21 protein-coding genes are annotated in these 23,572 nt (G+C 64.5%); 2 read left to right on the top strand and 19 right to left on the bottom strand.

What is annotated here, in order from left to right; all coding sequences use genetic code 11:
• Positions 1-158 precede the first annotated feature (158 nt).
• On the bottom strand, positions 159-1,277 hold the full coding sequence (locus CK215_RS17145; RefSeq protein ID WP_095831688.1) for an NAD(P)/FAD-dependent oxidoreductase: 1,119 nt from the start codon (positions 1,275-1,277) through the stop codon (positions 159-161).
• 263 nt (positions 1,278-1,540) lie between these two features.
• On the opposite strand from CK215_RS17145, the gene CK215_RS17150 reads away from it, so the two are divergent.
• A complete protein-coding gene (locus CK215_RS17150; RefSeq protein WP_095831689.1) occupies positions 1,541-2,917 on the top strand; it encodes an aspartate aminotransferase family protein in 1,377 nt (458 codons plus the stop codon).
• A gap of 78 nt (positions 2,918-2,995) precedes the next feature.
• On the opposite strand, the gene CK215_RS17155 is transcribed toward CK215_RS17150, so the two are convergent.
• The 18 genes from CK215_RS17155 to CK215_RS17240 all read right to left on the bottom strand — a co-directional run bounded on the left by CK215_RS17155 (position 2,996) and on the right by CK215_RS17240 (position 22,700).
• The gene (locus CK215_RS17155; RefSeq protein WP_095831610.1) at positions 2,996-3,808 is read right to left on the bottom strand and encodes an NAD(P)-dependent oxidoreductase; all 813 of its coding nucleotides are present in this window, start codon (positions 3,806-3,808) and stop codon (positions 2,996-2,998) included.
• A 3-nt stretch (positions 3,809-3,811) separates the two neighbouring features.
• Positions 3,812-5,014: a pyridoxal phosphate-dependent aminotransferase gene (locus CK215_RS17160; protein ID WP_095831611.1), complete on the bottom strand. Its 1,203-nt coding sequence runs from the start codon at positions 5,012-5,014 to the stop codon at positions 3,812-3,814.
• Positions 5,011-6,630, bottom strand: coding sequence for a hydantoinase B/oxoprolinase family protein (locus tag CK215_RS17165; RefSeq protein WP_095831612.1), 1,620 nt, complete (start codon positions 6,628-6,630; stop codon positions 5,011-5,013). Before CK215_RS17165 ends, CK215_RS17160 begins: the two co-directional genes overlap by 4 nt.
• Entirely contained in the window at positions 6,627-8,723 is a 2,097-nt protein-coding gene (locus tag CK215_RS17170) for a hydantoinase/oxoprolinase family protein (RefSeq protein ID WP_095831613.1), read from the bottom strand. The genes CK215_RS17165 and CK215_RS17170 overlap by 4 nt, the downstream gene beginning before the upstream one ends.
• Positions 8,720-10,390, bottom strand: coding sequence for a thiamine pyrophosphate-binding protein (locus tag CK215_RS17175; RefSeq protein WP_095831614.1), 1,671 nt, complete (start codon positions 10,388-10,390; stop codon positions 8,720-8,722). Before CK215_RS17175 ends, CK215_RS17170 begins: the two co-directional genes overlap by 4 nt.
• Positions 10,391-10,507: 117 nt before the next feature.
• Complete coding sequence (locus CK215_RS17180) at positions 10,508-11,914, bottom strand: FAD-binding oxidoreductase (protein ID WP_095831615.1); 1,407 nt, start codon at positions 11,912-11,914, stop codon at positions 10,508-10,510.
• 53 nt (positions 11,915-11,967) lie between these two features.
• Complete coding sequence (locus CK215_RS17185) at positions 11,968-12,723, bottom strand: amino acid ABC transporter ATP-binding protein (protein WP_095831616.1); 756 nt, start codon at positions 12,721-12,723, stop codon at positions 11,968-11,970.
• A gap of 13 nt (positions 12,724-12,736) precedes the next feature.
• Positions 12,737-13,819: an amino acid ABC transporter permease gene (locus CK215_RS17190; protein ID WP_245418721.1), complete on the bottom strand. Its 1,083-nt coding sequence runs from the start codon at positions 13,817-13,819 to the stop codon at positions 12,737-12,739.
• A complete protein-coding gene (locus tag CK215_RS17195; protein WP_245418722.1) occupies positions 13,820-14,986 on the bottom strand; it encodes an ABC transporter permease subunit in 1,167 nt (388 codons plus the stop codon).
• Between the two features lie 77 nt (positions 14,987-15,063).
• Positions 15,064-16,098 (bottom strand): amino acid ABC transporter substrate-binding protein, encoded by a 1,035-nt coding sequence (locus CK215_RS17200; protein WP_082980382.1) that lies wholly within the window; start codon positions 16,096-16,098, stop codon positions 15,064-15,066.
• 87 nt (positions 16,099-16,185) lie between these two features.
• The gene (locus CK215_RS17205; protein WP_095831617.1) at positions 16,186-17,133 is read right to left on the bottom strand and encodes a LysR substrate-binding domain-containing protein; all 948 of its coding nucleotides are present in this window, start codon (positions 17,131-17,133) and stop codon (positions 16,186-16,188) included.
• Between the two features lie 83 nt (positions 17,134-17,216).
• Positions 17,217-17,966 carry an SDR family oxidoreductase gene (locus tag CK215_RS17210; protein ID WP_095831618.1) on the bottom strand — a complete coding sequence of 250 codons (750 nt, stop codon included), beginning with the start codon at positions 17,964-17,966 and terminating at the stop codon, positions 17,217-17,219.
• Between the two features lie 11 nt (positions 17,967-17,977).
• Positions 17,978-18,688 carry an SDR family oxidoreductase gene (locus CK215_RS17215; RefSeq protein WP_095831619.1) on the bottom strand — a complete coding sequence of 237 codons (711 nt, stop codon included), beginning with the start codon at positions 18,686-18,688 and terminating at the stop codon, positions 17,978-17,980.
• A gap of 280 nt (positions 18,689-18,968) precedes the next feature.
• Entirely contained in the window at positions 18,969-19,757 is a 789-nt protein-coding gene (locus tag CK215_RS17220) for a FadR/GntR family transcriptional regulator (RefSeq protein ID WP_164757237.1), read from the bottom strand.
• 76 nt (positions 19,758-19,833) lie between these two features.
• Entirely contained in the window at positions 19,834-20,181 is a 348-nt protein-coding gene (locus CK215_RS17225) for a RidA family protein (protein WP_095831620.1), read from the bottom strand.
• 13 nt (positions 20,182-20,194) lie between these two features.
• On the bottom strand, positions 20,195-21,001 hold the full coding sequence (locus CK215_RS17230; RefSeq protein ID WP_095831621.1) for an SDR family oxidoreductase: 807 nt from the start codon (positions 20,999-21,001) through the stop codon (positions 20,195-20,197).
• Positions 20,994-21,806: a shikimate dehydrogenase gene (locus tag CK215_RS17235; RefSeq protein WP_095831622.1), complete on the bottom strand. Its 813-nt coding sequence runs from the start codon at positions 21,804-21,806 to the stop codon at positions 20,994-20,996. The genes CK215_RS17230 and CK215_RS17235 overlap by 8 nt, the downstream gene beginning before the upstream one ends.
• Before the next feature lie 3 nt (positions 21,807-21,809).
• A complete protein-coding gene (locus tag CK215_RS17240; protein ID WP_095829412.1) occupies positions 21,810-22,700 on the bottom strand; it encodes a 2-hydroxy-3-oxopropionate reductase in 891 nt (296 codons plus the stop codon).
• A 103-nt stretch (positions 22,701-22,803) separates the two neighbouring features.
• Between CK215_RS17240 and CK215_RS17245 the strand changes: the two genes are divergently transcribed.
• Complete coding sequence (locus CK215_RS17245; RefSeq protein WP_095831623.1) at positions 22,804-23,568, top strand: HpcH/HpaI aldolase/citrate lyase family protein; 765 nt, start codon at positions 22,804-22,806, stop codon at positions 23,566-23,568.
• The last annotated feature ends 4 nt before the right edge of the window (positions 23,569-23,572 follow it).

A 23,572-nucleotide genomic window follows, 5' to 3' on the forward strand; every position in this document is an offset into this window, starting at 1 on the left:
CGGAAGCTAACTGGGACATTTGGTTTCATACCCGAACTATGGTCAGCAGCCGCGAGGCCCGCAAGGACATTGTTTGCTGCGGCCGGTGCGATTCGGGGCGGTCCGCAGGCCGGAGCCGGCTTCTCAGCGTCATGCTTTCGCTCGAGCTCCGATGTCCCTTAGCGATGCTCCAGCAAGATGCGCGTCACATGCTCGGCGATGGCCAGGCTCGAGGTCAGCCCGGGGCTTTCGATGCCAAACAGATTGACCAGGCCCGCGATGCCATGCGTTCCGGTATCCTGGATGACGAAATCGCTGTTGGCTTCGCCGGGACCGGAAAGCTTTGGCCTGATACCGCTATAGGCCGGCTGCAGGCTGCCGTCGGCCAGTTCCGGCCAGTATTTGCGGATTTCAGCATAGAAGCGGGTGCCGCGTGCCGGGTCGACGCGGTAGTTGAGCGCATCGGTCCACTCGACGTCAGGCCCAAAGCGCGCCGTGCCGGCAAGGTCGAGCGTCAGATGGACGCCGAGCCCGCCGGGCTCCGGCACGGGATAGATGAGGTGCGAGAAGGGCGCTCGCGTCGCCACTGAAAAATAGTTGCCTTTGGCGTAGCGAAGCCCGGGCAGGAACCGGCGATCGAATCCTGTGATCGAGCCGGCAAGCGCGACAGCGCCGAGGCCCGCCGCGTTCACGAGCCGCGATGTGGCGATCTCGAAATCTTCGCCGATTCCCGTGCTGGTCGTGTGGAGAACGATGCGGTCGGCTTCGATCCGGCCCGACACGATGCGGGTGTTGAGCGACAGCATCGCACCGCCTTCCTCGGCATCGCCGAGCAGGGCGAGCATCAGCGCGTGGCTGTCGATGATGCCGGTGGAGGGCGAAAGCAGGGCAGCGGTGCAATGCAGCGCCGGCTCCAGCGTGTGAGCCTTGGCGGCGGAGAGGAAACGCAAGTCACCGAGGCCGCAGGCCTCGGCATTGGCTCGAATGTTGGCAAGCACCGGCTCCTGCGCATCATCGGTCGCGACGATCAGCTTGCCGCAGCGCCGGTGCGGGATCGAGCGCTCGGCGCAGTAGCGATAGAGCATCTCGCGGCCGGCCACGCAGAGCCGCGCCTTGAGCGAGCCTTGCGGATAATAGATGCCGGCATGGATCACTTCCGAGTTGCGCGAGCTCGTCTCGGTGCCGATGGCATCCGCCGCTTCGAGGATCAGCGTGTCGAAACCTTGCGCGGCAAGGCCGCGCGCGATCGCTAGGCCCACCACGCCGGCACCGGCAATCACGCAGTCAACCCGTTCCATGCCCAGCCCATTCGGTTGCGCGAGCGGCACCTCACAGCCCTTTCTCAAGGATCATCTGGCTGTTGTCCATTGCTGTAGGGCAATCATGTGCCCGCCGCGGCTTGCGAGACCGACCATGCGCCAGGTTCCCATGGCGCTATCGATCCTGACAGGGCGGCTCTTGCGGCTTGAACGTGCGATGATGCATCACAGCTCAGACACGAGGGCAAATTTCGGACTTCTCGACCAGCGAGATGGTCCTACACTCGCAGACAGGAGCCATCATGGACGCCAGACCGAATTCCCCTGAAGCCCGCGATATCCGCTACCACATGCACGCCTACACCAATGCCCGCAAGCATCAGGAAACGGGACCGCTGGTCATCGAAAAGGGCGACGGCATCTATGTCGAGGACATTGCCGGGAACCGCTATATCGAGGCGATGGCCGGCCTGTGGAGCGTTGCCGTCGGCTTCTCGGAAAAGCGACTGGTCGAGGCGGCCACGCGGCAGATGTCGAAGCTGCCCTTCTATCACGATTTCGGCTCGAAGGCGCATTCGCCGCTGATCGATCTGGCCGAAAAGCTGGTGCAGATGGCGCCGGTGCCGATGAGCAAGGCCTATTTCACCAATTCGGGCTCCGAGGCCAACGACACGGCGATCAAGATGATCTGGTACCGGTCGAACGCGCTCGGCCAGCCGGCGCGCAAAAAGATCATCAGCCGCAAGCGCGGCTATCATGGCGTCACCATCGCGTCGGCAAGCCTGACCGGGCTGCCGAACAATCATCTGTCCTTCGACCTGCCGATCGCCAATATCCTGCACACCTCGACGCCGCACCATTGGCGCGATGCCGAGCCCGGCGAAAGCGAGGAGCAGTTTTCCAGCCGTCTGGCCGACGACCTGGAAAAACTGATCCTCGCAGAGGGGCCGGAAACCATCGCCGCCTTTATCGGCGAGCCGATCATGGGCGCCGGCGGCGTCGTCGTTCCGCCCGCCGGCTATTGGGGAAAAATCCAGGCGGTGCTGTCGAAATACGACATCCTGTTAGTGGCCGACGAGGTCATTTGCGGCTTCGGCCGCACCGGCGAGATGTTCGGTTCGCAGACCTTCGGCATCAAGCCCGACATCATGGTGTTGTCCAAGCAGATCTCGTCGTCCTACCTGCCGATCTCGGCGCTGCTGATCAACGACAAGGTTTTCGAACCGATCGCCGACGAGAGCGATCGCATCGGCACCTTCGGCCACGGCTTCACCGGCGGCGGTCATCCTGTCGCCGCGGCCGTCGCGCTGGAAAACGTCAAGCTGATCGAGGAGCGCGACCTTGTCGGCAATGCGCGCAGGGTCGGCGCGCATTTGCAGGCCAGGCTGCGCAAGCTCGGTTCCCATCCACTGGTGGGCGAATTGCGTGGCGTCGGCCTGATCGCCGCCGTCGAGCTGGTCGCCGACAAGGCGAGCAAGGCGCCATGGGGGAAGCCGACCGCTCTCGGCGCGTTGGTCAATGGGTTCATGCAGCACAACGGCGTGATCTCGCGCAACATGGGCGATGCGATCGCTTTCTGTCCGCCGCTGATCATTAGCGAGGCTCAGGTCGATGCTTTGGTTGACGCGTTCGAACGGTCGCTCGAGGCCGCGCTGCCGCAGGTGCGGCCACGGGACTGAACCATCGATTGCCATGGGAGCGCCCATGTCGGCTGGGTCAGTCGGCATTTTCCGAACTGACCTGCTTGCGAGGCATGGTCATTCGGGCTTGTCGTCCGGATGACCGAGTTCGCAGAACCAGCCGCCGAGATATTTCACCGACGGCCTCTTTGGGTCGGGAACGGGAGTCTTCGCCTCGACGGCGGCGCGGAACGGTTCGGCGCTGTCCTGCGGGATGAATCCGAGATGATCGGCGCCGCTGTTGTCGACCATCTTCAGCTTGTTGTTGGATAGGCCGAACGAGATGGTGTGGCCGACGCGCGGCGCCGTCAGCGATGCCTCGACCAGGCGCACGCAGTCGGCGAAGGAAAGATACGACCACAGCATGCGCCGGTCTGCCGGCTCGGGGAAAGACGAGAAGATGCGCAGGCACACCGTCTCGATGCCGAACTTGTCCCAGTAAAGCCGGCTGAGGCTTTCGACGAAATTTTTCGACACGCCATAGAGGCTGTCGGGGCGCACCGGCGCGTCGACGCCGATATGCGCCTCGATCTCGTGATAGCCGATGGCATGCACCGAGGAAGCGTAGACGACGCGCTTCACGCCGTGTTTCCGGGCGCCTTCATAGATGTGGTAGGAGCCGCGAATGCTGGAATCGAGGATGGTCTGCCACTCGCATTCGAGCGGCGCGCCGCCGAAATGCACGATCGCATCGCAGTCCTTGGTGGCTGCGATGGTCGCCTCCATGTCGGCAAGATCGAAGACGGCTTCTTCTTCATAAGGCGCAAGATCGCTGAACGGCCCGCGGCCCGCCAGGCGGATATTGCTTGCCAGCGGCACCAGTCCCTTGCGCAATTGCGAGCCGAGCCGGCCAGCGGCGCCGGTGATCAATATACGTTCGTAGTGCGGCATCGTTTACTCCACTTGCGCGACGGCGGCATTGATCCGCGAGATCGCCTCGGCCAGCACCCCTTCGCCAGTCGCCGTCGAGATGCGGAAATAGGGTGACAGTCCATAGGCGACGCCCGGCACCGACGCCACGCGTCCTTCGTTGAGAAGATAGTTGGCCACGGCCGCGTCATCCCCCAGGACGACGCCCTTGGGCGTCTTGCGGCCGATCAGGCTGGCGCAGCCGATATAGGCGTAGAAGGCGCCTTCCGGCGGCGACAACGTCAGTCCGTTTATCTTCCTGATGCCGTCCACTACCAGGTTGCGGCGCGCCTCGAAGGCCTGCCGGAAGCGCGCGACTTCATCCTGCGGACCGCTGAGGGCGGCGACGGTCGCGGCTTGTGCGATCGAGCACACCGAGGTGCAGGACTGGCTCTGGATCGTCGACATCGCCTTGATGAGTGGCGCGGGGCCGGCTGCGTAGCCGACGCGCCAGCCGGTCATGGCGTAGGACTTCGAGACGCCGTTGACGATCAGGGTGCGGTTCTTGAGCTCGGGGCAGCCCTTGCCGAAGGAGACGAATTCGCGTCCGTCGAAGAGGATGTGCTCGTAGATCTCGTCGGAAAGGACCAGCACCTGAGGGTGTTTTGCCAGGACCGCGCCCAGCGCCTTGAGATCGGACGCGGAATAGACCGCACCGGACGGGTTGCCGGGCATGTTGAGGAAAAGCCACTTTGTCCTTGACGTGATTGCCTTTTCCAGCAGCGCCGGCGTCAGCCGGAAGCCTGTGGTCTCCGGGCATTCGACGACGACGGGCGTGCCGCCGAGCAGCTTCACCATTTCCGGATAGGAGACGAAATAGGGCGCCGGCAGGATCGCCTCGTCGCCTGGCTCCAGCGTCGCCATCAGCGCGTTGAAGATGATCTGCTTGGCGCCGTTGGCGACCACGATGTCGTCGGCCGTGTAGTCCAGGCTGTTCTCGCGGCGGAATTTGCCGGCGACGGCTTCGCGCACTTCGATGGTGCCCGCGGCGGCGGTGTAGAGCGTCTGTCCGGCCTTGGCGGCAAAATGCGCGGCATCGATGATGTGAAGCGGGGTCGGGAAATCGGGTTCGCCCAACCCGAGGTCGATCACGTCCACTCCCTTGGCGCGCAGCGCCTTGGCGGCCTGCGAAGCCGCCATGGAAGCCGAAGGCTTCACCGCCGAGAGGCGCGAGGCAACGTAACTCATTGGTCGTTCTCCGAGATGTAACCCTTGGATCGGTCGTTGGCCCGCGCGGCGGCGCTGCGCTTGGCCGGATCGCCATAGCCGCCGCCGCCCGGCAGTTCGAGGATCAGCCGCCGCCCGGCGGGCACGTGCTGCCAGCCCTTGGGGCGCATCTTTGTGCCGTCGTCGAGCTTGACCACGCCGGCGACGCCGGGCTCGCCGCCATTGCGTCCGCGGGGGGGATGGTTCACGCGGTCGAACATGGCGGAGAAGTCGAAGTCGTGGCCGTCGGTCGCGGCGATCTCGATGATCTGACCCAGGCCGCCGCGGAACTCGCCGTCGCCGCCGGAATTCGGCCGCAGCTCCTTGCGCCAGATCACGATCGGACCGGTATGCTCCGTCGCCTCGATCGGCATCGTATGGACACCGGACGGGAAGGCCGTCGCCGACAAGCCGTCGAGCTCGGGCCGCGCGCCCATGCCACCGGAGTTGAACATCAGCACTTCGGCGCGGCGGCCGGACGCGCCGGCGACGGGCCGCGCCGAAATGTGGATGTTCCACAGCGCGCCGGCGCCTTCGGCGAGGATCTTTCCGGGCAACGCCTTGGAAAACGCGCCAAGTACCAGATCGGGCACCATGTGGCCGAAGATGTGCCTCAACGCCACCGGGGCCGGCCGCACGGCATTCAGGATGTTGACCGGCGACGACACGGTGAAGAAGGCGAGCGAGGCGGCATTGTTCGGGATGTCGGGCGCCACCATGCATTTCAGCGCATAGCAGGCATAGGCCTTGCTGTAGATGATCGGGCAGTTGATGCCCCAGCGGCTCATTGGGTCGGTGCCGGTGAAGTCGACCTCGACATGGTCCTCGCGGACCGACACCGTGGCCGCGAGTTTCACCGGCTCGTCGTAGCCGTCGGTCACCAGCTCGTTCGACCAGCTTCCCTTGGGCAGCGCCTCGATGCGTTCCAGCATGGCGTCGCGGGTGCGCGAGAAGATGAAATCGCCTAACCCATCCAGCGAGGTCAGGCCGATCTCCTTCATCATGTCGACGAGGCGCCGGTGCCCGACCTCGTTGCAGGCAGCGAGCGAATAGAAATCGCCGACCACCTGGTTGGGCTCGCGGACATTGGCGCGCAGGATCCTGACCAGATCGAGATTGACCTTGCCCTTTTCCGCGAACTTCATGATCGGGATCTGGATGCCTTCCTCGTAGACCGACTTGCCGTCGGCGCCGAAGCCGCGCCCGCCGACATCGACGACATGCGCCGTGCAGGCGAAGAAGGCGACCAGCTCGCCGTTGAGGAAGGACGGGGACACCATGGTGATGTCGTGCAGGTGGCCGGTGCCCTGCCAGGGATCGTTGGTGACGTAAGTGTCGCCTTCGAACATCTGGTCGCGCGGGATTTCGTGCATGAAATGCAGCACCGCCTCGGCCATGGTGTTGACGTGGCCCGGCGTGCCGGTGACTGCCTGCGCAAGCATCTGGCCGCGCGGGTCGAACACGCCAGCCGACAGGTCGCCGGATTCGCGCACCGAAGTCGAGAAGGCGGTGCGCAGCAGGGTGAGCGCCTGCTCCTCGACGACCGAGATCAACCGGTTCCACATGACCTGCATGCGGATTTCGCCAATATCGCTCATGCCTGGCTGCCTTTGCGGATCAGGAGGATCGCGCCGTCGCTCTGGATGACGGCGTCGAAGCTGGTGGTGACGACGGTGGAAGTTTCGCGCTCGACGATGACCGCGGGGCCCGCGATCCGATCGCCGGGGCGGAGCGTGTCGCGCTCGACGATGCCGTAGCTGCGCGGCGCGCCGCTGACCGGATCGAACACCTCGCGGGTCGTTTTGAGTTCGCTCGTCTTCTTGCCAGTTGTGAGCTCGTGCCTGGCGACGGCGGGACGGACATCCGTCGCCTTGACCGACCAGGTGACGATCTCGATTTCCAGTCCGTCGAGCCCCTCGATGGCGCGGCCGAAGAAGCGCTGGTAATTCTCCTCGAACAACGCCTTGAGTTCTGAAACGGCATCGTCGCCGAACGGCTCGTCTGCCACCGGCACGGGGATTTCCCAGCCCTGGCCGGCATAGCGCATGAAGGCGGTGATTTCGCAGACGATCCTGCCGCTGGCGCCGCCGCGCACAAAACCCTCGGCGGAGGCCTTGAGATCGGCGAGCAGGGCATTCACTTCGGCAGGCTGGAACCGCGACAGGCGCGTCAGCTTCGAGGCCAGCGCCTCGTAGCCGAACGGCGCCTTGAGGAAGCCGATCGCCGAGCCGACGCCGGCGCCGCGCGGAACGATGCACTGGTCGATGCCGAGCTTTTCGCACAGTCTCGCCGCGTGAAGCGGGGCGGCGCCGCCGAAGGCAATCATCAGATTGTCGGATATGTTCTTGCCGTTCTCGACCGCATGGACGCGGGCGGCATTGGCCATGTTCTCGTCCACTACCTCGCAGATGCCGAAGGCCGTCGACATGGCATCGAGCGACAGCCGCTCGCCGACATCGCGCAGAATCACCTGCTCGGACGCAGTGCTGTCCAGCTTGATCGCTCCGCCGGCGAAATTGTCGGGGTCGAGCTTGCCGAGCACGAGATCGGCATCCGTGATCGCCGGACGCTTGCCGCCGCGCCCGTAGCAGGCCGGCCCCGGCTCCGAGCCGGCACTCTCCGGCCCGGTCTGGATACGGCCCATGGCGTCGACCCAGGCGATGGAACCGCCGCCGGCGCCGATCTCGATCATCTCGATAACCGGGATGGAGATCGGCATGCCCGAGCCCTTCGAGAAGCGGTAGGTGCGCGCCACTTCGAAGGTTCTCGCCGTGCGCGGCGCATAGTCCTCGATCAGGCAGATTTTGGCGGTGGTTCCGCCCATGTCGTAGGAGACGACCTTCTCAAGACCAAAGCGCCTGGCGATGTCTGCGGCGAAGATCGCGCCGCCCGCCGGGCCGGATTCGACCAGCCGGACCGGAAATTCCGAAGCGGTCTCCACCGAGATCAGGCCGCCGCCGGAATGGATCATGAAGACGGGGCAATCGGCGCCCATGTCCTTCAGGCGCGTCTGCAGGCGGGCGAGATAGTCGGCCATCTGCGGCCGCACATAGGCGTTGGCGCAGACCGTGTTGAAGCGTTCGAACTCGCGCATCTGCGGCGAGACTTCGGCGCTGATCGAGATCGGGATGCCGAGTTTTCTGGCAAGGATCTCGCGCGCCCGGCGCTCGTGGTCGGGGTTGGCATAGGCATGGATGAAGCCGATCGCCACCGAGCCGAAACCGCCCGCCGCGATGCGGTCGGCGATCTCTTCCAGAGCGGCTTCGTCGAGCGGCTGCAGCTCCTGGCCTTCCGCGCCGATGCGGCCCTTGACGGTGAAGCGATCCTCGCGCGGGATCAGCGGCGTCGGCAGTTGCAGGTTCAGATCATACTGCTCGAAGCGGTTTTCCGTTCGCATCTCGATCACGTCGCGGAACCCTTCCGTCGTGACCAGCGCGGTCTTCGCGCCACGGCGCTCAATCAGCGCGTTGGTGGCGAGTGTCGTGCCGTGGATGATGATGCCGATCTCGGACGGAGAAATTCCGGCGTCGCGAATGACGATGGCGATGCCGTCGAGGATCGCCTGCTCGGGAGCCGCATAGTTGGTCAGCACCTTGGTCGAAAACATCGTCCCTCGGACATCAAGGGCGATGTCGGTGAAGGTGCCGCCGATGTCCGCGCCGAGACGGATGTCGTCAGTTCTGGAGGTCATGACTTGGCCTTCTGGGAAGCGAGCGCGGCGTCGCGCATCTGAGAGAGGGTCTGCCGGGGCGTTATCGCTTCGGGCGAGATGGCGATGTCGAGGACGGCGCCGGTCGTCGAGCTAAGCGCCCGCTCGAACGCCGCCGCGAAATCCCCCGTGGATTCGACCCGCTCGGCGTGAAAGCCATAGGCCTTCGCCAGCGCCACGAAGTCGGGATTCTCGAGCGAGGTTCCGGAGACGCGAGCCGGATAGTTGCGCTCCTGATGGGCACGGATGGTGCCGTATATGCCATTGTTGACGATCAGCACGATCGGCTGCGCGCCGGCCTGCATGGCGGTTCCGAGTTCCTGGCAGTTCATCTGGAAGTCGCCGTCACCGGCAAAGCAGACCACGGTGCGTTGCGGGTATGCGACCTTGGCCGCGATCGCGGCCGGCAGGCCATAGCCCATGGCGCCGGATTGCGGCGCAAGCAGGCGCGCTTGCGGTCCAAACTTGAAGAACTTGTTCGGCCACACGGTGAAATTGCCGGCGCCGTTGGTGAGGATGACGTCGGGCGGCAGCGTCTCGCGCAGCCAGGTGCTGACCGCGACCATGTCGACCGGGCCGGGCTGCACGGGCGCAGCGAACGTGCCTTCATAGGCCTTGCGTGCCGTCGTGCGCCAGTCGGCCCAAGAACCCTTGATCGGGGTGAGCGCCTTGGCGAAGGCGTTCGGACCGGAATGGATACCGATCGTGGGCACATAGATCTTGCCGATCTCGCGATCGGAGCCGTGCACGTGGATCAGCTTCTGGCGCGGTACGGGAACTTCGAGCAGGGTGTAGCCGTCGGTCGTCATCTCGCCGAAGCGGACATTGACGGCGAGGATCACGTCCGCGTCGCGGATCAAGTTTTTCACATGCGGCACCATCCCGACGCCGGCCTCGCCGACGAACACCGGCGAATGGTTGTCGAACTGGTCCTGATACCGGAAGGCTGTCACGACCGGGATATCGGAGGCTTCGGCGAAAGCCTGAAGCGCCGCGCGTCCGTCAGCCGTCCAGTTGGCGCCGCCCATCAGCAGCACCGGATTTTCGGCGGCGGCAAGCATCTTCAATACCGACGCAATTGCCTCCTGTGCCGGCGCCGCTTCGAAGATAGGCGCCGGCCCGCCGAGCGGCGCGGCTTCGGTCATGGCCGTCAGCATGTCTTCCGGCAGCGCGACCACCACGGGGCCGGGGCGTCCGGTCAAAGCGGCGGTCCAGGCCCGCGCCACGATTTCGGGAAGGCGATCGACGTCATCGATCTCGACCGCCCATTTTGCGACGGTTCCATACACCGCCCGGTAGTCTATTTCCTGGAAGGCTTCGCGGCCTTTGATGTCGGTGCCGACCTGGCCGACGAAGAGGATCATCGGCGAACTGTCCTGCATGGCGGTGTGCACGCCGATGCTGGCATTGGTCACGCCCGGGCCGCGCGTCACAAAGCAGATGCCCGGCGTGCCCGTCAGCTTGCCGTAGGCGGAAGCCATGAAAGCCGCACCGCCCTCATTGCGGCAGAGCACGTAGTCCAGCTTTCCACGCGTGTCGTGCAGCGCGTCGAGAACGGCGAGATAGCTTTCGCCGGGAACGCCGAAGCTCTTGGTCGCGCCAAGCGAGATCAGGCACTCGACAAGAAGGCGACCGCCATTGCGGACCATGCTTCGGCATCCTCTTACGCTGGTGGCAAGCAGACGGAGCCTGCCTTTCGAACTTATACCTGCACTCTGGCGGGCCGACGCGAAATCAAGAAATGCGATCCATTCGAAAGTTTTTCTTTATTCTGCAATTCGAACCAGGACGCCGGGATTCATCGTGCCCTGCGGGTCGAACGCGCCCTTCAGCCGCGCCATGAGTTCCCGCTCCACAGAACTGCGATTCCGCTCGGCCATGGCGATCTTGGCGCGCCCAAGCCCATGTTCCGCCGCGAAGCTGCCCCCCATCTCGGTAGCGAGCGCAGCCAGCGCCTCGGCAAATTGTCCCGCCTTGCCGTCGAAATCGGCGCGGCCTTCCGGCGGCGACAGATTGTAGTGGATGTTGCCGTCGCCGAGATGCCCGAATGGGTTGATCCGCACGCCGGGCAGGATGTCGTCGCAAATCCCGGCGCCGGTCTCGATGAATCGGGCGATGGCGCCCGGCGGCACCGAGATGTCGTGCTTCAACTGTTCGCCTTCCAGCCGCTGCCCCTCGGGTTGTTCCTCGCGCAGCCGCCAGAATTGCGCCCGCTGCGCGCCCGAATTGGCCAGCGCGCCATCCACGACCAGACCTTCCTCCATACCCCATTCCAGTGCCGAAGCGAGGATATCCTCCAGCGGAACGCGCGCCGAACCTGACGCCAGTTCGACGAGCAGGTAGACGTCGCCTCGTGTTTCCAGCTGGTAGGCGAGATCAGGCAGATGCTTGAGCGCCAGCGTCAGGCCGACATCGGAGAAGAATTCGAGCCCGGCAAGGAACTCGCCGGCCTCGCCGCGCAGATAGGTGCCGAAGGAAACGGCCGCGGCGAAGTCGGACATCACCAGAAGCGCGCTCGCCTGTTGTTTTGGGGTGGGATAGAGCCTGAGGACAGCGCGCGTGACGATGCCGAGCGTGCCTTCGGCACCGCAGAACAGCTTGCGCAGCTGATAGCCGGCATTGTCCTTCTGCACCGCGCGAAGGCCGTCCCATACCGCGCCGTCCGGGGTCACGACTTCGAGGCCGAGCACAAGGTCCTGCATCATGCCATAGCGAAACGCCTGGCTGCCGCCGGCATTGGTGCCGATCAGGCCGCCGATCCTGGCGCTGCCTTCGGCGCCGAGATGCATCGGGAACATCAGGCCATGCGGCTCCAGCGCGTCGTGCAACGCGGCGAGCACAACGCCCGCGTCAACCGCAATCGACCCGCTCTCCGGATCCGGTTCGCCTATTGCCGTCATGCGCGAAAGCGAGACGATCACCGCGTTCGCCCGATCGGCGACGGCGCCGCCGCACAGGCCGGTGTTTCCGCCTTGCGGAATCACGGCCACGCCGGCCACCCGGCATGCCTTGACCACTGCCGCAACTTCGGCCGTGCTCGCGGGTCTGGCAACTCCCAAAGGCGCGACGCCATAGCGGTTCAGCCAGTCGCGCTGATAAGGCTCGGCGTCGGTGCCCGAAAGCCAGCCTTTCGGTCCGAGAATCTCGCGCAAAGCGGTGACGGGATCGGTCATTGCGATACCTGCGATGTGTGGCACGCCGCGTATAGACAGCAGCTGGCTCTGGCTCAATGACCCAGCACCTGCGACAGAAATTGCCGGGTGCGCTCGTTCCGGCAAGAGGTGAAGAACTGCTCCGGCGGCGCCTCCTCGACGATCTCGCCGCGGTCCATGAAAATGACGCGGTCGGCGACGCGGCGCGCGAAGCCCATCTCGTGCGTGACACAGATCATCGTCATGCCTTCCGAAGCAAGGGTCACCATGACGTCCAGCACTTCGGCGATCATTTCCGGGTCGAGCGCCGAGGTCGGCTCGTCGAACAGCATGAGCTGCGGCTGCATGCAAAGGGCGCGCGCAATGGCCACCCGCTGCTGCTGGCCCCCGGAGAGCTGTCCGGGAAACTTCGTCGCCTGCTCGGGAATGCGGACCTTCTCCAGATAGCGCCGGGCGGTCGCCTCGGCCTCGGCGCGCGGTCGCTTGCGCACGATCATCGGTGCGATCATGCAGTTCTCCAGCACGGTCATGTGCGGGAACAGGTTGAAGTGCTGGAACACCATGCCGACTTCGCGCCTGATCCCGTCAATGTTGCCGACATCGTCGTTGAGCTCGGTGCCGAGCACGGTGATGCGCCCGCCATTGTGCTGCTCGAGCCGATTGATGCAGCGGATCATGGTCGACTTGCCGGAGCCCGAGGGGCCGCAGACGACGATCTTTTCTCCGCGCTTCACGGAAAGGTTTATGTTCCGCAGCGCGTGGAAGGAGCCGTAGTATTTGTCCAGGTTCTCGATATGAACCGCGGCGCCGGATGACTGCGTCGAAATCACTTTGCGCGCCTCCCTACCGTTCGCCGACCGACATGCGGCGCTCGAGGTAAGCACCGTAGCGGGACAGGCTGAAGACGAAGACGAAATAGATCAGCGCAATGAAGGCATAGACCTCGACATAGGCGAAGCGCCATTCGCCGGTGCCGTAGGCGGCATTGCCGGAAGCGAGGATCTCGAAGAAACCGACGATAACCACCAGCGAGGTTTCCTTGAACGAGATGACGAACTGGTTGATCGTCGCCGGCAGCGCGTTGCGCATGGCCTGCGGCAGGAGGATGCGGCCGATGCGCTGCCAGTAGCTCATGCCGAGCGCCATGGCGGCTTCTTCCTGGCCCTTCGGAACGCCCTGCATGCCGCCGCGCACGATCTCGGCCTGATAGGCCGAGAAGAACAGGGCCGAGCCGAGAATGACTCTGTACAGCTTGTCGCCTGCCATCCATTGCGGCAGCGCGAAAGGCAGCACGACGGCGAAGGTGAAGAGAATAGAGATCAGCGGCAGCGAGCGCACTCCGTCGATGATCAGGCCCGTGGTCCTGGATATCCAGGGCAGCTCCGAGCGGCGCAAGAGAGCCAGGCAGATCGCCAGCGGAAAGCCGATCAGGCAGGTGGTGACGAAGATGAAAAGGGTGAGCGCCAGCCCGCCCCAGGCTTCCTCGCCGACATAGGGAAGGCCGAGCACGCCGCCTTTCATCAGCACATAGTAGAGCGCCGCTCCGACGCCCCAGACGATCGCGATGCGGCTGCCGGTCCAAAAGGCCGGGATGCAGCTCAGCACTGTCATGACCACGACGGCCACACAGGCCAAGGCCGAGCGCCATTGCTCCTCGAAGGGATAGAGGCCGAAAAGGATGATGCGCCATCTGGCGGCAATGACCGACCAGCAGGCTCCTGCCGCCGCCTGGCAGGCCTCGGGCCCGCCGCTGGTGGTGAACACCGCTGAGAACACCGCCCAGTTCAACAGCTTCCAGAGAACGAAAGCCATGATCGCCAGCGATATCAGCGACAGCAGCGCCTGCAGCGGCGTGGCGAAGAAACGGCGCCTCAGGTCTTCGAGCTTGCCAGGGGCAGGAGGAGCGACAATTACCATCTCCATCATTCACCCCCTCAACTGATTGCCCTTGAGGGCAATGGTTTTGTTGATGCGGTTGAACACGGCTGCCAGGCTGAGATTGATCGCCAGGAAGCCCGCCATCAGGATGCCGATCGCCTCCAGCGTCTGGCCGGAGTGGTTGATGGTCAGCGCCACGATCATGAAGAAGTCGGTGAAGCCCACCGCAATGCCCATGGTCGTCGCCTTCATCAGCCAGACATACTGGTTCGCGAGGATCGGCAGCATGGCACGCAGCGCCAGCGGCAGCCGCACCAGCGTGAACACGCGCCAGGGGCTCAGCCCCAGCGAAAGTGCGGCCTCCATCTGGCCCTTCCCGACGGCCTTGAAGCCGCCACGCACGATTTCGGCGATATAGGAGCCGCCATAGATGGCGATCGCGATGGCCAAAGCGGAAAATTCGGGAGGGATGCGCAGGCCACCCTTGAGATTGAGACCTTGCAGGGCAGGGAAGTCGAGCAGCGGCAGGTCCGGCAGGCGGCCCAGCGCAAGGACAATGACTGCGCTGGCCAGTGCCGTCGCGGCCGCGGTCAGTTGAATGCCGAGCCGCTCGCCGGGCGGTTGGCTGAGGCGCGTGGTCCGGCCCAGCCAAACCGGCAGCGCGATCGCCGCGATTACGGCAAGGAAAGCTGCCGCAAACGCGACGCCGCCGACATTGGGGACCGGCACATAGAGGCCGCGGCTGGTCAGCAGCATGCCGAAGGCCTCGTGCGCGGCGCGTGGCGTCGGCAGATGCGTGATGACGGCGTACCAGAAGAAGACCTGGAGGATCAGCGGGATGTTGCGGAAGATGTCGACATAAGTGCGGCCAAGCAGCCGCGCCAGCTCGTTCGAGGAGGTCCGCGCCAGGCCGACGATGGTGCCGACGATCGTCGCCAGGATCAGCCCGGTGCATCCCAGGAATAGCGTGTTGATGACGCCGATGAGGAAGAACCACCAGTAGGGGTCGTTGGCGGTGGCGGGCAGCAGCGAGAAGTTGACATCCCAGCCCGTCGACTTGAACAGGAAGTCAAAGCCGGAGGTGATGCCTTGCTGCGCCAGGTTCCGCCGGGCGATCATCACGCAGGCAAGGAGCATCGCAGCAAGCGAGCCGACATAAAGAACCTGTAAAAGCGTATTGCGGACCCTCTGATTTCTTAGCAGGCTGACCATCATGGTCTTCCCCGAATTGTCGCCGGCTCCGCCTGGCGGTGCCAGGCGGAGCTCAGAGCGAGCTGCGTTGAGAGGTGGAGTCAGTCGATCACCAGCGGGAACAGGACGCCGCCATTGTTCCAGAGGTTGGTGAGCTCGCGATCCATCTTGTAGGGCGACTCCTTGCCGAGATCGCGATCGAAGATCTCGCCGTAGTTGCCGACCTTCTTGATCACGTTGTAGGCCCAGTCGTCAGGAAGTCCGAGACCCTTGCCCATGCCTGGCGCGGCACCCAGGAACTTGGCGACTGCCGGCGACGTGGGCTTGGCCTTGATCTCATCGACATTTTTGGAGGTGATGCCTTCCTGCTCGGCGAAGAGCAGGGCGGAGAGCGTCCAGTTGGCGACGTCGACCCAGTTGTCGTCGCCTTGCCGCACGATCATGACCTCGGGTTCGACGGCGAGCACGTCGGGCAGGATCACGTGGTCGTCGACCTTGCCCTTGGCGACACGCGCGATTGCGAGAACTGGCCCCCACTGGGCATACATGTCGCAGCGCCCCGAGAAGTATGCTTGCTCGAGCTCTTCCGTCTTTTCGATGACGACAGGCTCCAGCTTGATCCCGACCTTCTGCGCATAGGCCGCGACCTGCTGCTCGATGGTCGTCCCCGCGGGAATGCAGATCGAGCCGCCATCGGCGTCCTTGAGCGACTTCAGGTTGAGCTCCTTATGCGCCATCACCTTGGTCGTTCCGAGGTAATAGGACATCGAGAATTGCAGGCCGAGCTCGGTATCTCGGCTGAGCGTGCCGCCCGACGCCTTGATGATGATGTCGACGTCCCCCGACTGCAGCGACGGCCAGCGCTGCGCCCAGCTGATCGGGACGATCTTCAGCTTGGCCGGGTCGCCGAACACGGCGGTCGCCACCGCCTTGCAGAGGTCGATGTCCATGCCCTTCCAGTTGCCCTTGTCGTCTACCTCGGCGAAGCCGAGATAGGAGCCGTCATGGCCCGTGCAGTTGAGCACGCCGCGCGCCTTCACGGTTTCCAGCGTCTTGCCGCCCGCCGCCTCGGCCGGCGCCGCAAAATGAACCAGGCCAAGGGCCATGGCTGCGGCCCCCCATTTCGTCATTTTCATGTTTGTTGTCTCCACTGTTGAGGTTCACTTGTTCTTGTTGTTGGAGGCCCGAAAGACGCGCTTCGGCCCTCGGTCGCGAAGCCGCTCCTAATCGGAGAGCGGTGTCGGTTTCGGCAGAGAAAGCTTGAGGTCGCTGCCCCAATCCTGCTGGACGAGCCAGCGATGCAGGGCGGCCACCGCCTTCACGCGCAGATGCCCGCGCGGCATGACGAGGTAGAAGCCGGGGACTTCTTCCGGCTTCATGTCCGAGAGGGCGTCACGGCCAAGTGGCGCGACCAGCGCGCCCGACCTGAAGTCCTCCTCGGCATCGATGACGGAAACCAGGCCGACACCGATGCCTTGGAGCGTCGCACGGCGCATGGTGGCGGCGTCATCGAACCCGATGCTGCGGTCGCCCTCAGCCAGTTCCACTCCGAGGTGCCGCAATATGTCGGGCCACAGCCGCTTCGACTTGACGGTGTCGAGCAACGTGAACCGCGTCAGGTCCTGCGCCGACTTGATCTTCTCGCCGATCGCCGGGGTACAGCATATGATCTTCGGGTCCGGCACCAGCAGCGTGGTCTCGTAGTCCGGCCAGTTGCCATAGCCCCACTGCACCGTCATATCGATGTCGTCACGCCCGAAATCGGGCAGGTCGACCATCGTCGTCAGGCGCAGGTCAGCGCCCGGCAGGATCTCGCGGAACAATGAAAGCCTGGGCAGCAGATAGTGCGTTGCGAAGTAGGGGCTCGCGTTGAGATCGATGCGGTCCCGGTAGTTCGATTTGGTGACGCGGCGAACGCCTTCGGAAAATTCGTCGAAGCCGGCTTTGACATAGTGCGAGAGCAAGATCGCCGACTCAGTCAGTTCGATCGAGCGCCCCTTGCGCTCGAACAGCGTCACCTGCAGCGTGTCTTCCAGGAGCTTGATCTGCTGACCGACGGCTTGCGGCGTCACCAGGAGCTCGTCGGCGGCCTGCCGGAAGCTCTTGTGCTGTGCGACGGCGTGGAAGACGCGAAGCGCATTGAGCGAAGGAAGGCGAAGCTTGCCGGTCATCGTGAGGTCCGCCTCCTTTCGTTCGAGACTCCGTTGATCATGCACTGCTGGATTTCAGACGCCGCCGGCTTATGAAAACCGATTCAGGCGTAGATGTAACCGCCTGAGACGATTACGTTTTCACCGGTCATATAGGTGTTCTTCGGGCCGCCGGTCATGAGCACCCACTCGGCGATCTCGGTCGGCTCGGCGCCGCGGCCGAGCGGGCTTGCCTTGGCCAATTCCTCGAGAAAACCGAGCGCCTTGGCCTTCTCGGTGGCCATGCCGGCGGGCGCGACGGAATTCACCAAAATCCCGTCCTTGGCGACGTGATGGGCAAAGGAGCGCGTGAGGCTGACGACGGCGGCCTTGGTCGCCGCATAATGGGCGTTCTGCGGATGCGCCTTGAAGGCGTCGACGGAAGTGAGGTTTACGATCCTTCCACGCACATGCGCTTTTGGCTCTTGCGACTGCATGTGGCGAACGGCCGCCACCATCATGTGGTACGTGCCCTTGATGTTGATGCCGTTGGAGGCGTCCCACTCGGCGTCGGTGATCTCGAGGAGCGGACGCCGAGGATAGATCGCGGCGCAATTGATCAGCGTGTCGACGCGCCCGAGCTTCGCGACAATGGCGTCGAAGGCGGCGTGACACTGCGGTCCGACCTGGATGTCGCAAGCTGCGGCAGCCGTGGACAGGCCCTTGGCTTTCGCCGCGTCGAGAGCGCTCTCAGCGGCTTCCTGGTTGATGTCGATGATGCCGATCTTTGCCGCCCCGGCCTCCACAGCCATGCGGGCGAGAAGAGCGCCAAGGCCGGCGCCGCCGCCGACGATCAGAACGGAAAGATCCTTCATTGCAGTTTTCCTTACTTGGTGCCGCTGGGCGAGGTCGGCCAGGTCGGCATGATGTCGAAACGGGTAACGTCGGCCCATGCGGGGAGCGCCAGCACAGCGACGACCATCCTGCCCACGTCGTCCGGCTGCACTACTTTTCCGGCGTACATCGCCGCCCGGGCGTCGGCGTCGAGGATGCCTTTGTAGAGCTGCGTCTCGACCCGACCGGCGACGATCTCGGTGACGCGTATGCCGGACGGCGAGAGGTCGGCGCGCAAGGCAGCGGCAAAGCCGGAGATCGCCGCCTTGGTGGCCGAATAGACGGCGATGTTGGAATAGGCCGCGTGGCCGGCGGTGGAGCCGGTGAACAAGATGTGGCCGGACTGGCGCTCGCGCATCTGCGGCACGACGAGGCGGGTGAGCAGGATCGCCGCGCTGAGGTTCACCTCCAACGTGGTGTCGATGTCTGCGATCGTCATGTCGGCGAAATTGCCGAGCGGCGGCATGATGCCGGCGTTGTTGATCAGTACATCGATTGTGAGATCGGCCAGGACCGATTCCAAAGCCTCGCGGTCGGTAACGTCAACGGCGATCGGCAGGATGCCCGGACGCTCGGCCTGCAGTTCTTTGAGCGCGGCCTGGCTGCGGCCGACCGCATAGACGTTGTAGCCGGCGTCGCTCAACGCGATGGCGATGGCTCGCCCAATGCCGCTCGTCGCACCTGTGATGAAGGCTGTCGTCACGTGGGCTTCCCCTTATTGCCTGATCTTCAGTCTGCGGCCTCGACCGGTGACGCGAAACCAAGAAAAGCAGCAAAAAGGAAAGATAAACTTTCGAGAGCCTTTCCGGCAGTTCAAACGTTCCACGCTGCCTGCGCGGCCTCCAACGCTGCGAACCAAGGGAGAATGATATCTTCGGCGCGCAGGAGAGGATTCCCGGTCGTCGGTGGAACAAAAACACGGCTTTCGCTATGCACAGCAGGTCGCATTCGGTGCCGACGCGAAAGATCGACCCCGTCGCGCCTTACCCGGCCGTTGGTGCAGGCCTTTTCATTTCGGTGAAGAGCGAGGCTGCGGCGGCCTTTTGCTCCGCGTCGGTCGCCTCGACTCCGGAAGCCCGCGCCAGGGCGCGAACGCGCCCGAGGCTGTTGTGCAGATGCTTGCGCATGGCCTGGCGGGCCTTGCCGCCGTCCTGTCTTTCGATGGCATCGACGATGGCTTTGTGCTCGCTGTGGATGCGAGCGTAATAGCTGTCCTTCAGGGCCGGCTCGACGACATAGCCGAGCTGGAAGCGCGGCACGATCATCGGTCCGAGATAGGCCAGGAAGCCATGGATGAATTCGTTGCGCGCGGCTTTGGCGATCGCGAGGTGGAAATCGTAGTCGTAGTGGATCTGGACGGCCGCCGGGTCGGCCTGCTGCGCGTCGATGTCATCCATCATGGCACGGATGGCGCTCGCCTCCTTGTCGGTGCGGCGTTCGGCGCAGAGCCCGGCGGATTCGACTTCGACGCTCAACCTGAGTTCGAGCAAGGCGATGGTTTCCGGCAAGGTTCTCAGCGCCTCGTCCGGGATCGAGAAATTGCGCGGCACGGGTGTTTCGCTGACGAACATGCCGCGACCCTGCTGCGGCACCACCATGCCCTCGGAGCGCAGCCGCGCCACGGCTTCGCGCACGACGGTGCGGCTGACATCGTATTCGGCGCAAAGCTCCGCCTCGGTCGGCAGTTGCGCGCCCGGCTGCAACTCACCGGAGCGGATTTTTTCGGCCAGGCTCTCCGCCACGACGGTGGAAAGCGGCTTGCGCTTCGTCATTCAGGCCTTCCGTTCAAGTCCAGACTAGGGCCGTTCAAGTTCAGATTCGGGATGATGCCCGAACCGGCGAGACCATTCAAACCGCCGCGGTGACGATCAGTTCGACCAGCATGCCGGGCTTGGCCATCCGCCCCTCGCCGGAAGAGCGTGCCGGCGCATGCTCTTTCGGCATCCAGGCGTCCCAGACCGCATTGACCTCGTCGAAATCCCGCACGTCGTCCAGCCACATCTGGACGTGGAGGATGCGGGTCTTGTCGGTGCCTGCCGTGGCGAGTAGCGCCTCGATCTTGGCGAGCACCTCGCGCATCTGGTCGGCCGCCGGCTGGCCCGGCTTGGCAACTTGGCCGGTCAGATAGAGCGTTCCGTTGTGGATGACGCCGTGATGGATGCGGGTGTCGAAGTCGAAGCGCTGGATATCGCCCACTGGATCTTCCTCGTCAGATTGCCGGCGTCTGCCGGATGGGGTTGCCCTGCAGGTACTGCGCGTACGGCGCCTGGACGAGCCAGCCGGCATCGACGGGCAGCGTAACGCCGGTGATCGACGCGGCACGGTCGGAGCAGAGGAACAGCGCCGCCTCGGCGACATCGCGCGGCTCGACGAAGCGGCGCAGCGCGGTGGTGGCCTGGATCGCTTCCGGGTTGCGTTCGCCCTTGGCGATCCTGGCCTTCAGCCCGTCGGAGAGGGTATAGCCCGGCGCTACGGCGTTCACACGGACTCCATGCGGGCCGAGTTCGGCAGCCAGGATCTGGGTGAGCGCCAGGACCGCATGCTTTCCGGGCGTGTAGGCCGGAAGCGACAGCGGCGCGAAGGAGGCGAGCGAGCCGACATTGAGGATCGCGCCGCGTCCGGCGGCCGACATCAGCCGGCCGAACAACTGGCAGCCAAGCAGCGTGCCGCGATAGTTGATCCGCCACATCTGCTCGTCTTCGGTGAGGTCCTGGTCGAGCACATGCTTGCCGCTCTGCAGGATGCCGGCGCAGTTGACCACGACATGAGGGGTGCCGAACGCATTGCTGACGTCTTGCGCCAGCGCCTCGACGGAAGCGGGATCGCCGACATCGGTCTGGACAAACACGGCGCGTTGGGCGCCGGCGCTCTCGCAGGCCTCGGCGGCTTCCTTGCCGCGGCTCGCGTCCCGGCCTGCGACGACCACCTGGTAGCCTTCCTCGGCGAAGCGCTCCGCAATAGCGCGGCCGATCCCGGATGTGCCGCCGATGACGACCGCGGTCGAAGCCTCAGCCATTGTGGCGCTCCTTTCGCTCGATGTCGAAGAATGCGGCCATGGCCTCGACCTGGAAGTCCATCATCGGGCGTCCGGGCTGGATGCGGCAGCCGATCTCTTTCGCCGCCTTGAGCAGGGCCGTTTCGGCCGGCTCCATGATGATGTCGACCACGGTCATCTCCGGCGTCAGCTTGTTCACATCCATCGGCAGCGGATCGCTGGCCTTCAGCCCGGAGGGCGTCGCGTTGATCGCCATGTCCATTCCGGACGGATCGGGTTCGCCGACCTCGATGCGGCAATCGGGGAACGACCTGCTGACCAGCGAAGCGAGCTTTTGCGCGCGCTCCCTGTCGATGTCGGCGAGGCGGATCTCCGTCGCGCCTTCCTCGGCGAGGCAATAGGTCAGCGAGGCGCCCGCACCGCCGGCGCCGACCTGGAGAATGCGCCGGCCGGCGATCCGGTGTCCGCCGGCCTTCAAGCTGTCGATGAAGCCGACGCCGTCGAAATTGTCGGCATACCAGGTGCCGTCCGCCTGCCGGCGCACGGAATTCGCGCTTTGCACGCGCGTGGCGCGATCGTGGGCGGCGGCGCATTTGTGGTAGACCGGGACCTTATAGGGCACCGAGATGATCACGCCGCGGATGTTCTCCGCCGCCGTGATGCCGGCCCAGAAAGTATCGAAATCTTCCGGACGGCAGCTCAGCGGCACCATCAGACTGTCGAGCCCCTTCTGCTCGAAGATCTCGTTGAAGATGCCAGGGCTTTTCGCGTGGCCCACGGGATGGGCCAGCATGACGAAGACATCGGCCTTGCCGGTTCCGCGCATCGGTTATTCCTTTCCGTTTGACAGTTCATGATCGCTCAGGACCTCGAGAGCCCGGACGAGCGACGAGTGGTCTGCTTCCGCGCCGCCCGGGCGGGCCGCACAGGCATTCATCAGTTGCTGCGCCAGCGCCGTGCTCGGCAGGGCGGCTCCAAACGCGCGGGCGCTTTCGAGCGCGAGGTTGAGATCCTTCTGGTGCAGGCGGATGCGGAAGCCCGGCGCGAAGGTGCGGGCGATCATGCGCTCGCCATGCACTTCGAGCACGCGGGACGAGGCGAAGCCGCCCATCAGCGCGCTTCGGACCTTCGCCGGATCGCAGCCCGCTTTGCTGGCAAAAACAAGCGCTTCGGCAACGGCTTCTATGTTGAGCGCGACGATGATCTGGTTGGCTATCTTGCAGGTCTGGCCGGCGCCGTTCTTCTCGCCGATCAGGGTGATATTCTTGCCGAGCTTTTCGAAGATGGGCAGCGCGCGCTCGAATTCGGCAGCCGGCCCGCCGACCATGATGGTGAGACTCGCCGCTTTTGCGCCGACCTCGCCGCCGGAGACGGGTGCGTCGAGGAAGCCGCCTCCCGCTTCCCTGAACTTCGCCGCGAATTGCGCGGTGGCGATCGGGCTGATCGAGCTCATGTCGATGACCAGCTTGCCGGCTGAAATCCCTTCGAGCACGCCACCCGGCCCGAGCAGGACGCGCTCCACGTCGGGCGTATCGGGCAGCATGGTGATGATGATTTCGCAAACCCGCGCCACTTCCGCCGGGGAAGCCAGCACCGACGCTTTCAGATCGGCAGGCAGAGGAGAGCGATTGAGCACCGTGACGATCTCGTGCCCGGCATCGGCAAGATGCCGCGCCATGGGCGCGCCCATGACGCCAAGTCCGATGAAACCGATTTTCATGCGCAACTCCCGTGCTCGCCAGAGCGTCTTGCAGCTCAATGGAGGCGTATGATATAGGACATCATACAAATTTCAATGCCTCTTCCACTGGAGACCGTCGCAAATGCAAGAGCGCGTCAATTCGCTGAAGGCGGCCGTTAAGGCCGGCCGGCCTCATATCGGCATCTGGTGCTCGCTGGCTTCAGCGCTGACCACAGAAGTGGTGGCTGGTTCCGGAGCGGGCTGGCTGCTGATCGACGGCGAGCACAGCCCCAACGATCTGCGCAGCATCATGGCGCAGCTTCAGGTCGCGGCGGCATTTCCGTGCGAGGCGGTGGTGCGCCTGCCGTCCGACGATCCCAACCTGATGAAGCAGGCCCTGGATGTCGGTGCCCGCAGCCTGATGATTCCGAATGTGCGCACGCCGGACCAGGCGCGCGCAATCGTCGCGGCGATGACCTATGCTCCGGGCGGCTTCCGCGGCTTCTCGGTCGGCCATCGCGCCAACGCCTTCGGCCGCATCGCCGGGTATCATGCGAAAGCGCGCGAGCAGCAGTTGTTGGCGGTGCAGATCGAGGACGCGGCCGGCGTCGCCAATGCGGCTGAGATCGCAGCGGTGGATGGCGTGGACGTTCTGTTTGTCGGGCCCGGCGATCTTTCCACGAATATGGGCGCGATGGGCAATCCCGGCGCTGCGCATGTGCAGGAAGCGATCGCTTCCGTGCGCAAGGCCACGGCCGCGGCAGGCAAGGCGAGCGGGATTTTGGCTCCCGTGAAGGCCGACGCTGACCGCTATTTCGCCGAAGGCTTCACCATGGTTGCCGTCGGTTCCGACCTCGGCCTGTTGGCGCGAGGCTCGGACGCCCTGATTGCGTCCTTCAACCACTAGACTC

Source organism: Mesorhizobium sp. WSM3864 (assembly GCF_002294955.1).
In the GTDB taxonomy this organism is placed as follows: domain Bacteria; phylum Pseudomonadota; class Alphaproteobacteria; order Rhizobiales; family Rhizobiaceae; genus Mesorhizobium.